The following is a 14,036-nucleotide window of genomic DNA, read 5'->3' as shown; positions in this document are numbered from 1 at the left end:
AGATTATGAATGCATTTATGATTTATTTGCCAATCGTTATGGCAATTTTAGGATTACTTTTCATGGGAATAAAAAGGGCTTGGGTTTTAAAACAAGATGCGGGCGACGGAAAGATGAAAGAGATTTCAGAACACATTTACGAGGGAGCCCTCGCCTTTTTAAAAGCAGAATATAAATTATTGACCATTTTTGTAATTATTGCCAGTATTGCATTGGCCGGAATTACTTTTATTCCGGGAGTTAAAACGCATTTATTAATAGTAGTTGCTTTTATATTTGGAGCCTTATTTTCAGCTTATGCCGGTAATATCGGGATGAAAATAGCAACAAAAACGAATGTTAGAACCACGCAGGCTGCCCGTACGAGTTTACCGCAGGCTTTGAAAGTTTCGTTTGGAGGAGGGACCGTAATGGGGCTTGGTGTTGCAGGTTTGGCAGTGTTAGGACTTACAGGGTTCTTTATTATCTTCTTTAATATTTTATCAGGAGGCGTATGGAAAGATACCGAAACAATGACGGTTGTTCTGGAAACACTGGCAGGGTTTTCACTTGGTGCCGAATCTATTGCTTTATTTGCCAGAGTAGGTGGTGGAATTTACACCAAAGCTGCCGATGTTGGTGCCGATTTAGTAGGTAAAGTAGAAGCCGGAATTCCGGAAGATGACCCTCGTAATCCGGCTACAATTGCTGATAATGTTGGGGATAATGTAGGAGACGTTGCCGGTATGGGAGCCGATTTGTTTGGTTCGTATGTAGCGACAGTTCTGGCCGCAATGGTTTTAGGAAACTACGTGATTAAAGACATGGGAGGCAATATTCAGGATGCTTTTGGCGGAATCGGACCAATTTTGCTTCCAATGGCAATTGCCGGTTTCGGAATTTTATTCTCGATTATAGGAACTACACTGGTAAAAATAACAGATGATAATGCCAAAGAAGCGCAGGTGCAAAAAGCATTAAATATAGGAAACTGGGTTTCTATTGTTCTTACAGCTATTGCCTGTTTCTTTTTAGTGCAGCACATGTTACCGGAAGTAATGACAATGGAATTCTTCGGAGAAGGATCGCAGCAGATATCTTCTATGCGAGTTTTCTATGCCACTTTGGTAGGTTTAGTAGTGGGTGGAGCAATTTCATCTGTTACGGAATATTATACAGGATTAGGTACAAAACCGGTTTTAGCCATTGTACAAAAATCATCAACAGGCGCCGGAACAAATGTAATTGCAGGTTTGGCAACCGGAATGATTTCGACTTTTCCAACCGTTTTATTGTTTGCAGTAGCCATTTGGATTTCTTATGCTTTGGCAGGATTTTACGGAGTTGCTTTAGCGGCTTCTGCAATGATGGCTACAACAGCGATGCAATTGGCGATCGATGCTTTCGGGCCAATTTCAGATAATGCCGGAGGAATTGCCGAAATGAGTGAATTACCAAAAGAAGTACGAACCAGAACCGATATTTTAGATTCAGTAGGAAATACAACTGCTGCAACCGGAAAAGGATTTGCTATTGCCTCAGCGGCTTTAACGTCTTTGGCATTATTTGCAGCTTATGTGACTTTTACCGGAATTGACGGAATCAATATTTTTAAAGCACCGGTTTTAGCCATGTTGTTTGTGGGGGGAATGATTCCTGTTGTTTTCTCAGCATTGGCGATGAATTCTGTTGGAAAAGCAGCTATGGATATGGTATATGAAGTACGTCGACAGTTTAAAGAGATTCCGGGAATTATGGAAGGAACCGGAAAACCTGAATATGGTAAATGCGTTGAAATCTCAACGAAAGCCGCTTTACGCGAAATGATGCTGCCGGGGATTTTAACGATTGGTTTTCCAATTGCAATCGTGCTTTTAGGTAAACTGGTTTATGCAGACAACAATCAGTTAATTGCTGAGATGTTAGGAGGATATATGGCAGGAGTAACGGTTTCCGGAGTACTTTGGGCAGTTTTTCAAAATAATGCCGGTGGTGCCTGGGACAATGCGAAAAAATCATTTGAAGCCGGAGTTTTAATCAACGGTGAAATGACTTATAAAGGTTCTGACGCACACAAAGCAGCAGTAACCGGAGATACCGTTGGAGATCCGTTTAAAGATACTTCAGGGCCTTCTATGAATATCCTGATTAAACTAACTTGTTTGATTGGTTTGGTAATTGCACCTATTTTAGGAGAAGGACATTCGTCTTCAGGAATGATGGAAAAAGGTTCCTGTTGTAAAAAAATGGAAATCCACCTTGGAGGAGATTCTAAATGTGGAGATTTTTCGAAAATGACTAAAGAAGAATGTGCCAAAATGTGCAAAGAAAAAGGATGTTCTGCCGAAGAAACAGCAAAATGTCTGGCGCATTATGATGCTAACGGAAAATACGTTCATCAAAAAACAGATTGTTTTGATACTACCAAATACAGTAAAAAAAGAGTAGAAGTAAACCTGTCTACAGTTAATGGGGTCACAGTGGGAACTGTAACCAAAACCGAAAATGGTAAAACCACTACAGAAGTTTTTGAAGGAACAGAAGCCGAAGTAAAAGCCAAAATTGAAGCTGTGAAATAGTTTAGTAATTTGTCGGCAGGTTTTCAAAACCTGTTAGGAAAATAACAAAAAATGCCTCTAAACATTTAGAGGCATTTTCATTGGTGTAAATTTGTGAAATTCGTGTATCTAGAACAGTCCGTTTAATTCAGCATCAATTCTGTTAATGATGTTTCCTAAGTCTTCCGGATTATCTACAAAATTAATATTGTCAACATCAATAATCAATAATTTCCCTTTAGTATAGGTTTGAATCCATGCTTCGTATCTTTCGTTCAGACGGCTTAAATAGTCAATTGAAATAGAATTTTCGTAATCACGTCCGCGTTTGTGAATCTGTCCTACCAGATTTGGTATAGAACTTCTCAGATAAATTAACAAATCAGGAGCTTTTACTAATGACTCCATTAATTCAAAAAGAGAAGTGTAATTTTCGAAGTCACGACTTGTCATCAATCCCATAGAATATAGGTTGGGAGCAAAAATATGAGCATCTTCATAAATGGTTCTGTCCTGAATAATTTTCTTTCCGCTTTCGCGAATTTGTAATATCTGACGGAAACGACTGTTTAGAAAGTAAATCTGAAGATTGAACGACCAACGCTCCATTTGATGGTAAAAATCATCTAAATACGGATTGTCAACTACATCTTCGTAATGAGGCTCCCATTTAAAATGTTTCGCCAACAATTTAGTTAAAGTAGTTTTTCCGGCTCCTATATTTCCTGCTATCGCTATGTGCATTACGGTGTTACGATTTTATAATTTGTGATTTCTTTAGCTGTAAAAATAGATAAAATTTGGTCTTTGTAATAGAATTTGTCGAAGGATTTTTCTAAAATCTCAATTTCAGAAAATGCATTGGAGTCCGGACTTGTAATGTCTTTAAAATACAACAAATTAGCCTTGCTGAAAAGATATTGATGATGGTTCATAATTTCGACAGCGTCATAATCGGGGATTTTGCCCAAAGCCTTTATTTTTCCGAAAATGGTACACGAGAACCAATTGTTTTTTTTGTCAATCCAATAAAAAGTATTGAAATCGGTCAGGTAATATTTTATAGGTTCTGTTAATGGTGTAGAAACCGTTTTATATTCATTATTCAGATAATCAAAAAGACCAATTTGCTGATTTAAAGAATTGTAAATCCACAATTGATTTTGCGCTGACATTCCAATTGCCGAAACGATAATTGGGGTGTTGCTCAAAGAAAAATTAATTTCAGTAATTTTATTCAGCTGATTGTCGAGTAAAACCACCGTATTGAAGTCTTCGTAAAACAAAACTATTTTAAGCGGATTCTGTAAATCGACTTTCGTGATCGTTCCGAGAGAAACATTTTTATATTCGAAAACCTCTTTTTCTTTGATTTTGGAGAAGACATTATTTTTAATTTGATAGTAATATCCAAACGAATCATACCCTAAAAATTGGTCAACTTTATTAGCAAACTGAGAGACTTGGACCGCTTTTATTTTTAGGCTTTGCGAAAACACAGTAGGGAAAGAACAGATCACAAAAAGAAAGGATAAAAGAAAAGGATGTGTCGCTCTGTTCATAATGTTTACGTTTCTAAGAGCCAAATTACAAAAAACTACAGTAGAAATGGCGCAAAACGCTGATATTTAGATTTTACCACTTTCGAAATTGTAATGGTCTGATAAATAATTGATTTTGTCTATATCTTAAGGGAGTTGATCTATTTAATTTTCTGTATTTTAAAATAAACAATACATTTGAGTATAAGTTTATTAGACCAAATTCACTTTAAAAGCTAACACAATGAAAAAAGCACTCTATTATATGTCGTTGATGCTTGTAATCACACAGATGCAGGCTCAGAAAGATTTTCAGGGAATGGCCGTTTACGAATCGAAAACACAGGCTCCAAAAATGGGAGAAATACGTGCGAATCGTGAAATTACACCCGAAATGCAAAAGAACATGGAAGAACGAATGAAGAAAATGCTCGAGAAAACATTTGTTCTGAATTTTGATAAATCGGCTTCTATTTATAAGGAAGAAGAAAAGCTCGAAACTCCAGGGCAACAAGGAGGAGGAATGCGCGTGATGGTAAATTCGTTTATGGGTGGCGGCGGAATTTTTTACAAAGATGTCAAAGCCAAAACCTATACGGTAGATAAGGAATTTATGGGTAAAGAATTTCTGGTAATAGATTCCCTGCCGAAGCTAAACTGGAAAATGGAATCTGAAACGAAACAAATTGGAGGGTACACTTGCTACAAAGCCACAGCAGTAAAAGAAGCCAGCAAAACAGATTTTAGGAATCTCAGACCTAAAAACAAAGAAGAGAAAAAAGACGATAGCGGGAAGGCTTCCGGAGAAACGAAGACCAATTTTGCAGATAATTTCGAAATGCCCAAAGAGATTATTATAACTGCCTGGTATTCGCCGGAGATTCCGGTAAATCAGGGACCTGAGAATTATTGGGGATTACCGGGTTTAATTCTTGAAGTAAATGATGGAAGAACTACTATTCTATGTTCTAAAATTGTATTGAATGCAAAAGATAAAATTGAAATCAAACCTTCCAAAAAAGGGAAAGTGATTTCGCAGAAGGACTATGACGAAACGGTCATTAAGAAAATGGAAGAATTGAGAGAAATGAACCGTGGTCGCGAAGGCGGTCCTGGCGGCGGCCCTGTATTGATAAGACGTTAATTTATAGCACATCACCTTTAGTTTTTTTCCAATGAAAAATATACTTGTCTTCGTTATTTTATTAATGACGTCTCTTTGTGTTGCCCAAACCGTACGTTTTGATGGTTTTATTCAGGACGGAAAAAAGAATCCATTGGAAATGGCCAATGTGATGGCGGTTAACACAGCTACAAAAGCTATGGATTCGTACGGAATTACCAATGACAAAGGGAAGTTTCAGCTGACATTGAAGCCTAACACTTCCTATTCCATCAAAATAAGTTACCTCGGGATGAAATCAAAAGAAATTGCGATTTCAACTCAAACGGCTAACATCGCACAGAATATTGTTATGGACGATGTCGGAATTGAATTAGAAGGTGTTGAGATTGTTCGTGAAATGCCGGTGTCGATTAAAGGTGATACGATCGTTTACAATGCCGATTCTTTTAAATCCGGAACCGAAAAAAAGCTGGAAGATGTATTGAAAAAATTGCCGGGTGTTGAGGTAAATGCCGATGGAGAGATTGAAGTCGAAGGCAAAAAAGTCAGTAAATTAATGGTCGAAGGAAAAGACTTTTTTGATGGGGACACGAAACTTGGGGTTAAAAATATTCCAGCGGATGCTATTGATAAAATTCAGGTTCTGAGAAATTATAATGAAGTCAAAGCACTAAAAGGTCTGGAAAACGATCAGGACAATGTGGCGATGAATATCAAACTTAAGGAAGGTAAAAAGAACTTTTGGTTTGGCGATGTGACCGCCGGAATTGGCGTTGCAGAACTTGACAGCCGTTATATCATCAACCCGAAATTGTTTTATTACAGTCCGGAATACAGCATTAATCTGATTACCAATTTTAATAATATTGGGGAGTTGCCACTTACGGCACAGGATTATTTTAAGTTCACAGGAGGATTTAAAAACATGATGAAAAAAGGAGGAAGCAACTTTAATGTTTCGTCTAATGATTTGGGAATTTCGATTTTGAGAAACAATCGCGCTAAAGAAATTGAAACGAAATTTGGGGCAACAAACTTTGCTTATACCATTACAAAAAAGTGGAACATCAGCGGTTTTGGGATATTATCTACTTCGAAAACTGATCTCGAAACCAAATCGAAAACAACTATTTTAGATTCCGGAAACGAACAAAAAAGGGACGAATTAACGCATCAAAAAAATAATTTGGGACTTTTTAAGCTCAGTTCGAGTTATAAACCCAACGAAAAATTCCAGTTTGATTACGATATCTTAACCAAATTATCCAAACAAAATGAAGATGGTAATTTGCTGCGTGAATCGGTTGTGAGTAATATTTCGGCTTTGGAAACTATTTTGACCAATAAAAGACAAGATCCAACTTCGGTAAATCAGGATTTGAGTTTGTATTACACTCAGAGCGACAAAAACATCTTTGCTTTCGAAATGCAGCATTTGTATCAGGATGAAAATCCGTTTTACAATGCCAATTTACGCACGCAGCCCTTTGATCTGGCCGGTTATACTTCCGGACAAAACAGAAACGATCTGAACCAGGAGCGGTTTGTAAAAACCAATAAAGTCGATGCTAAACTGGATTACTATTATATGGTCACGCCAAAAAGCAACATCAATATTACGCTCGGAAATACATTTTCGTATCAGGATTTTAATTCTCATATTTTTCAGATTTTGGACAATGGAACTAAAAATGATCTGAATGATCCCACGAATAACAATCAGGTACAGTACAATTTTAATGATGCATTTGTGGGATTTCACTATAAAATCCTGGCAGGTAAATTTACATTGACCCCTGGAGTCAGTGTGCATACTTACAACATGAAAAACACACAATCAGGAACCAATTATTCGCAAAACTTTATGAAAGTATTGCCTGATTTTTTTGCCTTGTATCAAATTAAAAAATCAGAAACGCTCACCTATAATTTCTCGTTATCTAACGATTTCACCGATATCAATCAGTTGGCTTCGGGCTACGTTTTGTCCGATTACAGCAGTTTGTTCAGAGGAAACCGTTATTTGGAGAATGCAACATCGCAGGTACACTCTTTGCGTTATTTCAAATACAATATGTTCAATTTCGAGAATATTTTTGCCAATGCAACCTACACTAAAAAAGTAGATGCGATCAAAACAAAAGCAAATTTTGAAGGAATAAACCAGTCTTCATCGCCTTATAACTCGAACCTGGCCGATGAAACTTTTACCGGAATGGGGAATTACGGACGTTCTTTCCTGAAAAATTATAAAGCTTCTGCCAATGCAACTTTCAATTGGTCAAAATTCAATAATATTCAGAACAATATTCTGGCAACAACGGAGAGTTTTAGTCAAAGTTATACTGTTAGAGCTTCAACAAATTATAAAAACTTTCCAAACATTGAATTTGGATACAATGCATTAATTAATAAATACAGCGGTTCAACGTTTTATACCGATAAGCCTTTTGCCCGATTGGATTATTACTTCCTGAAAAGTTTCTCGTTTGTTTCGGAATATGAATTTTACCATTATTACAACGCTGACAAAACAGTGGACAACGAATATGATTTCTTGAGTGCGAGCTTAATTTATCAAAAAAAGGACAGCAAATGGGAGTATAAAATCGCAGCGACGAACCTCTTAAACACAAAGTATCTTAATGATGACAGCTTCTCACAGTTCTCTACCCGGGTTTCACAATACACGGTACAGCCTCGTTACATCATCTTTTCAATGAAATATAATTTATAGTATTTTAAGTACAAATGTTATATTTTTAGTACTCGATTTCAATTACAATACGGTATCTTTGCGCGCGATATTAACAACCAAAATTTTAGACATGCGCAATTTTACATGTAGTTTCTTAATGTTTTTTTGTTTCGTTTTTTCTTCTTTTTCTCAAACAAAAACTGTTGAAAAAGGAACTTATTTTTCGACGAACCGAGGGCAAAAAGTCAAATTAAATTTATTAGAGAATGGTAAGTACGAATTTATATTGTATTTCGGTGATTACAGTGTAAAGGGAGATTCATTACTATTCTCTCAAAATAAAAGTGTTGAAGAAGGTTTTGATCTTTCCTTTATAACGGATAAAAAGGCAAAAAAAATTAAAATAAAGTTTGTAGATCCTTCTTTTTATCCCTTTTATGTAGGAACACAAAAAGGAAGTGAAGCAATTCAGTATAAAAAACTTTCTGATATCAAGATTGAAACAGATCCGGAATGGAAGGATGCAGATACAGCATTTGATATTGATAGATGTGATTTTTTATATTTAGCTTTAGAAGGTTATGATACCGAAACCAAACTTTACAAGTATGCTCTGCCAAAGGATGTTGCCGAAGTAACCATTAAATACAATTCGCTTACTGAGGGTGATTTAAAAATTTCCGGTCTTTGGGATAAGAAGAGCAATCAACTCCGAATTTCAGATAAGGGAGGAAAGAACCCGCTAACTTTTGTAAATGAAAAAGAACAGAAGCCGGAAGCCAAAGAAGTAAAAGTTACCCCTATGGAGAGTCTGAACATTCCTAACTGGACTTATCCGGGGAAAGATCCTGTGGTGGACGCAGATTTTGAAATGACAGTTGATTCTGCCGCTACTGCAGTTGTTGATTCTGCATATGTTCCCGAAATTTATGATTTTAAATTCAAAATTCAGGACAATCTTAAAAGTGCTCTTGCGGCAACTGCAGCCGATAAAACTAAATTCCTGGTTGTGGCAGTTGAGACTAAAAACCCTTCTGCAAAAAAGGATTTTGATACTTTTATTCAAAAACAGGAATCCCTTTTGGGCGTTCATATGGCTACTGCTTATGACGCAGAAAATGATTCTTTTAATTTTTATATGGCCAATGCCAATGATAAAAAATGGCTGAAGTCAATTAAAATTACAGATGATAAAAGTTTGATTGTCTTAAATGAGAATGGGGACGTTTTAGCAAGTGCAAAATCTACATTGTCGGAAAAAGAAGCACTTTTTGATGTTTATTCGGATTTTGCGAGAGAATTAAGAAGCGTGGATACTTTCTCTTCACTTGGTAAAGCGTTAAAAAATAAAAAGGCAACGGATGGAGATTTAATTTCCGCATTCCGAAAATCAGTAGTGTCTTATGATTTTGGGGGTTATGATGTAACGTATGCTCAAACCAATGAGCCTAATGAGGGAGATTTTAAGTATGCCAGTACCAAGCTGGACATAAAAGAGGCAACACAAGCGTGGAAAAAATTAATTGAACTGCATCAAAAAGATACAAAACCTAATCTGTATTTGGTAGAGACAATTTTGAAAGAAATCAAAAATCAGGGATTCTCGAGACAAATTTCAAAAGTAGATAAAGTTTTAAACGATACTGATTTTCTTTCGATCGATTATTTAATCAAACATTATGATGCTATTGATGCGGAGCGTTTAGTATACAATGAAAAAGAAGGAGAGAAACACAGTATAGGAAGTCTAAACCAGGAAATTTCGAGCGCTTTACAGCAAAACAAGAATATCACGGCAAATGAAGCTTCCGCTGCAGGTAACCAAGACAAAACAATCTCGATCTACAAAAAACTAATTGCGGCCGGAAAAGGAAACTTTGAGACCTATCAGAATTATTTAGCTTATTTAGCAGAAACAGCTGAAAACGATGGCTCTAATGGAGCTTATTTGAAGGAATTCAATGCTTATTTTAATACAAATCTGGGAGATAAAGGAAATGTAATCGAAAGATTGGATCAGATGTTTGGTTCATTAGGAACTGATTCTGAATATGGTTTTAATGGTTGGAACTGGTTTAAAGAATACCATTCTAACCTGTGTAATTCAGCAGCGTGGACAGTAGTATCAAAACCAGGAAATACCGATTTTTTAAAATCAGCAATAGGATGGTCTGAGTATAGCCTTGCCGTTACAAAGAACAATCCTTATTATTTGGATACCCTGGCGCAGTTGTATTATAAAGACGGACAAAAAAACAAAGCAATTGAGACGCAAATTTTGGCTGCTAAATATCTGAACAGTGAGGTTGAAGAGCAGACAGCAGCTGAAATCAGAGAGACATTAACAAAAATGCAAAACGGAACATATTAAAATAGAAGTGTTTCGTAAAGTAATACCCCCGACAGTTTTCAGGAACTGTCGGGGGTATTTTTTTATTTTTTAATTTGTATAAGTACATTTATCATATAACGATTTACGGTTTTTTTATTGTCTTTAATTTTGCCATTGGCGCTGAGGTACGTAATCAGAATTTTATATTTTGAAGTTTGCACCTCCTGAGTTATTTTTTTATCATAATCGTGATCTCGTCTGAAATCAGGACTTGCATTAATAAAATCAGTAATTTTTAATGGAATGCTTTCCTTGTTAATCTCTAAATTTAATCCGTAATCTTCTACCGTAGAGGTAAGAGAATAGCTTTTATTCTCAATTTTTACACAATCATGACATTCATAAGGATTGTCACTGGAAAGGTCAACCGAAAAGTCATATCCGTGAATGTTCAGTACCTCGTTTTGTTGGTAATAAAAGTAAAACGAATCATTGACTTTTTCTTCCCGGGCGTATGCTGACTGGTATTCATAGCCTAAAGCTTCCATGATTTCATAATCGCTTGGATCTTTCTCTTTTTTAAGCAGTGCTTCCAGCTTGGTTTTGGCATACGGAACCATAATTTCAACCCCATAATTGCGCTCTAAAAAAGAAACAATACTGCTAAGGTCTTGTTGTTGGTCAAAACTCAGTTTTTTAGTGGTTTTATTTTGCATATAACTTTCAAAACGGGCCAGCTGACTGTATTTCGAAATCGAATTGGCGCTTTGTGGTCCGGCTATAGAAAACAAGCCTGCGAGACATAAACTTATCGGAATGAACTTTATTTTAGGATGCTTTTGAATGAGAAAATATCCCACAACAAGGGATAACCATACCGACATTAACAGTACATAATAGCGTTCATGTGTAAAACCATACAGATTGATTCGGTATAAAATGGCCCAAAAAAGCAATACTAATAATGGAATTAATAAAAAATAAAACCATCGGTTAAAAGTTCGCATCCAAAGATTTCCCGTTTCGGAAGCAATAGGGTGAACCAATAAAAAAGACAGGATTCCGAAAATAGCAAACACTAAAACGAGATAGGAAACCCAGCCAACGGGCAGTGAAAGTGTCAGCAGAATTTTTGCTTCATAACAGATTAAAATCACCAAATAAAGACTGATTAAGGGCAGCAACACAAATTGAGTGAAGTTTTTAAGTCCTTTCGGGTAATTCAGAACCAGAGGCGTCTGATTATTGTTAGTATCCGGAACGCCGCTTAAAAAGAAAGTGGTATTAAAAACCCCGGCAATCACAAAAAAGACATGCATGTAAATGCGGTCGTAAAAGTCAATATTAAAAAGCTTGTCAATCGCTAAAATAGCCAATGCCAGACCGGAATAAAGCACAATACTGTACAAACCTGCCGTTAAAATTCTCAGGAAAAGCTGTTTGTTGAATTCCCAAAACTCATCCTGATTGTAAGCTCTTGGCAGGAACCCTGCAAACGAAACCAATAAATGAAATACAATATTCAGAACCATAAACTGCTGTATTTCGACATCTGTAGTGTACTTGTGAAAAGTATTGACAAAGAGAAAAACAAGACTTCCTAAGCCAATACTAATGGCAAAACGCAGGAGATTACTTTTTTTCGAAGCCAAAAAAAACAAACTGACAGAGAGAAATAAAACGAGACTCAAAGAGCAACTCATTAAAGCTTTTTCATAGAATTCTTTGTTGGGACTGTTGTAATTTCCTTCGCTAAGAATTATAGCAAAGACAGTTCCTAGAATGGCGGTTAGTATTTCTAAAGGAAACCGAATAACGGTTTTCAGTGTTGCGTTCAGGACGTTCTGTAACGATGGGAGTTTACTCATTTTTTATCAGTTATTTTGTACTAAGGAAGGTAAAATGTAAGAGATAAACAAATAAAAATAGTAATGCTAAAAAAAGAATACTACCATTTTGCCGATTTTGCATTTCGGTAATGTTTAAGAGCCTGAGCCGCTTTTTATTCTCTTTAAATCACTAAGTTTGGAATACTAAATTTAAACGTATGAAAAATAAAATGATGCTCGTTTTGATTGCTTACGGAGGAGTAGTTTTTTCGCAGGCAGTTAAGAAACCTTTAGTTTCAGCAATTACAGATAAAGATTTAAAAACCGATATGTACCAGATGGCAGGAGATCATTTTAACGGTCGTGAAGCTGGAACTTTAGATGAATTAAAAGTATCGATGTGGCTCGCCAATAAAGCTAAAGAAGCCGGAATGACTCCGGCAGGTGATGATGGAACTTATTTTCAGTTTTTTGATTTGTACAGGCATCAGGTAACACCCAATACAAAATTTAAAATTGGTCAAAAAGAATATAAACTGTGGAAGGATGTTCTGGTAGCAGAAACGACCAACATTAAAGTAGATGCTCCATTGGTTTATTTAGGTGCAGCCACAAAAGAAGCAATTGAAAAAGCCGATATCAAAGGAAAGGCAGTTGTATTACTGGCTTCCAAAGAAGGAATAGCAGATGATATTTCGTTATTCGACAGACGTTACCCGGGTTTGGTTCGAAACAAATATTATGATCTTGTGGTAAAAAAGGGCGCAACAGCTCTGATTATGGTTGCTGATGAGTTAGCAGAACAGGGCTGGTCTCAGGTGGAACCGCAAATGACAAGAGGAATTTATGGAATTGAAGGTTTTCGGGATAAAATTGGTGCTACAATGCCAGTTTTTTGGGTTCACAACGATCAGTTAGAATACCTAAAAAACACTAAAGATCTTTTATCAACTGAAGTGATTTCAGAAACTTATAAATATCCTTCGGTGAATGTTGTAGGTAAAATTGAAGGAACAGATCCTAAACTGAAAAACGAATATGTTCTTTTTAGCGGACATCAGGATCACGACGGGGTAAGACAAAAATACGGACAGGACTCTATTTACAACGGAGCCGATGATAATGCCAGTACTTGTGTGGCTATGCTGGCCATTGCAAGAGCTTATAAAAAGCAACCGGGTAAAAGAACTTCTTTATTTGTGTTTCATGGTTCAGAAGAAAGAGGATTATTAGGTTCAAGATGGTATGCTTCGCACACTACAGTTCCTGAAAAAGATATTGTTGCCGTATTAAACGGAGATATGATTGGAAGAAACAACGTCAATCAGGCGGCGCTTTTGGGCTCCAGTTCTCCTCATGAAAACTCATCTGACCTGGTTGCAATTGCCAAAAAAGCAAACGATGAAGGCCCTAAATTTGATCTGGATAAACTTTGGGACAGACCGGAACATCCGGAGTATTTTTATTTCCGTTCCGACCATTTGCCTTATGCAAGAAGAGGAATTCCGTCTGTTTTTTATACCAGTGTTTTGCACAGTCAATATCATACACCAATGGATGAGTCTGAAAACATTGACTTTGTAAAATTGCACAAAATGACCGAATGGATGTATCGTACAGGCTGGATTTTATCGAATGATGCAGGTCGTCCGAAAACATTACCTAACGTACAATTAGAACGATAGGAAATAGTGGTTTGCGTTGAATTTTAGACGCGGATGACGCAGATTCGCTATCGCGAAAACGCGGATAAAAACGGATTTTTTCTTGATTTTTAACTAGAAAAGAACTTAAAAAAGGCTTTCTGAAATTTCAGAAAGCCTTTTTTTATTATCAACTAATTCGATAGTTTTCAAATATTAAATCCGTTTTTATCCGCGTTTTTTACGAAGTAAATCTGCGTCATCTGTGTTGAGATGAAATGTTGATTTTGTCGAATGATACAGGTTGTCAGCTATTAAAACATAAAAAAC

At 36.4% G+C, this 14,036-nt stretch carries 8 protein-coding genes; 5 read left to right on the top strand and 3 right to left on the bottom strand.

What is annotated here, in order from left to right:
- The first annotated feature begins 5 nt into the window (after nucleotides 1–5).
- Nucleotides 6–2,558: a sodium-translocating pyrophosphatase gene (locus tag C245_RS0119790; protein ID WP_017498355.1), complete on the top strand. Its 2,553-nt coding sequence runs from the start codon at nucleotides 6–8 to the stop codon at nucleotides 2,556–2,558.
- Nucleotides 2,559–2,666: 108 nt separating this feature from the next.
- On the opposite strand, the gene C245_RS0119785 is transcribed toward C245_RS0119790, so the two are convergent.
- Together C245_RS0119785 and C245_RS0119780 are read right to left on the bottom strand one after the other, a co-directional pair.
- Nucleotides 2,667–3,281, bottom strand: coding sequence for a deoxynucleoside kinase (locus C245_RS0119785; protein WP_017498354.1), 615 nt, complete (start codon nucleotides 3,279–3,281; stop codon nucleotides 2,667–2,669).
- Nucleotides 3,281–4,099: a hypothetical protein gene (locus tag C245_RS0119780; RefSeq protein WP_017498353.1), complete on the bottom strand. Its 819-nt coding sequence runs from the start codon at nucleotides 4,097–4,099 to the stop codon at nucleotides 3,281–3,283. The genes C245_RS0119785 and C245_RS0119780 overlap by 1 nt, the downstream gene beginning before the upstream one ends.
- Before the next feature lie 223 nt (nucleotides 4,100–4,322).
- Here C245_RS0119780 and C245_RS0119775 point away from each other — a divergent pair, with 223 nt between their 5' ends.
- The 3 genes from C245_RS0119775 (at nucleotide 4,323) to C245_RS0119765 (ending at nucleotide 10,273) form a co-directional block, all read left to right on the top strand.
- Entirely contained in the window at nucleotides 4,323–5,222 is a 900-nt protein-coding gene (locus tag C245_RS0119775) for a GLPGLI family protein (RefSeq protein ID WP_017498352.1), read from the top strand.
- A gap of 31 nt (nucleotides 5,223–5,253) precedes the next feature.
- Nucleotides 5,254–7,941 (top strand): carboxypeptidase-like regulatory domain-containing protein, encoded by a 2,688-nt coding sequence (locus C245_RS0119770; RefSeq protein WP_051041453.1) that lies wholly within the window; start codon nucleotides 5,254–5,256, stop codon nucleotides 7,939–7,941.
- 91 nt (nucleotides 7,942–8,032) lie between these two features.
- Nucleotides 8,033–10,273: a hypothetical protein gene (locus C245_RS0119765; RefSeq protein WP_026110178.1), complete on the top strand. Its 2,241-nt coding sequence runs from the start codon at nucleotides 8,033–8,035 to the stop codon at nucleotides 10,271–10,273.
- A 62-nt stretch (nucleotides 10,274–10,335) separates the two neighbouring features.
- Here C245_RS0119765 and C245_RS0119760 read toward each other — a convergent pair whose 3' ends face one another.
- Nucleotides 10,336–12,102 (bottom strand): DUF4153 domain-containing protein, encoded by a 1,767-nt coding sequence (locus C245_RS0119760; RefSeq protein WP_017498349.1) that lies wholly within the window; start codon nucleotides 12,100–12,102, stop codon nucleotides 10,336–10,338.
- A gap of 179 nt (nucleotides 12,103–12,281) precedes the next feature.
- On the opposite strand from C245_RS0119760, the gene C245_RS0119755 reads away from it, so the two are divergent.
- Entirely contained in the window at nucleotides 12,282–13,748 is a 1,467-nt protein-coding gene (locus tag C245_RS0119755; protein ID WP_017498348.1) for a M28 family metallopeptidase, read from the top strand.
- The last annotated feature ends 288 nt before the right edge of the window (nucleotides 13,749–14,036 follow it).

This window comes from Flavobacterium sp. WG21, from assembly GCF_000335775.1.
Lineage (GTDB): Bacteria > Bacteroidota > Bacteroidia > Flavobacteriales > Flavobacteriaceae > Flavobacterium > Flavobacterium tructae.
Note: the sequence above shows the minus strand (reverse complement) of the source record. Positions and strands in the feature narration are given on the sequence as shown.

Bases quoted from the DNA above. Each gene is read 5' to 3' on its own strand.
- C245_RS0119770 (WP_051041453.1), top strand. From the start codon at position 5,254: ATGAAAAATATACTTGTCTTCGTTATTTTATTAATGACGTCTCTTTGT.
- C245_RS0119760 (WP_017498349.1), bottom strand. From the start codon at position 12,102: ATGAGTAAACTCCCATCGTTACAGAACGTCCTGAACGCAACACTGAAA.
- C245_RS0119780 (WP_017498353.1), bottom strand. From the start codon at position 4,099: ATGAACAGAGCGACACATCCTTTTCTTTTATCCTTTCTTTTTGTGATC.
- C245_RS0119785 (WP_017498354.1), bottom strand. From the start codon at position 3,281: ATGCACATAGCGATAGCAGGAAATATAGGAGCCGGAAAAACTACTTTA.
- C245_RS0119765 (WP_026110178.1), top strand. From the start codon at position 8,033: ATGCGCAATTTTACATGTAGTTTCTTAATGTTTTTTTGTTTCGTTTTT.
- C245_RS0119775 (WP_017498352.1), top strand. From the start codon at position 4,323: ATGAAAAAAGCACTCTATTATATGTCGTTGATGCTTGTAATCACACAG.
- C245_RS0119790 (WP_017498355.1), top strand. From the start codon at position 6: ATGAATGCATTTATGATTTATTTGCCAATCGTTATGGCAATTTTAGGA.
- C245_RS0119755 (WP_017498348.1), top strand. From the start codon at position 12,282: ATGAAAAATAAAATGATGCTCGTTTTGATTGCTTACGGAGGAGTAGTT.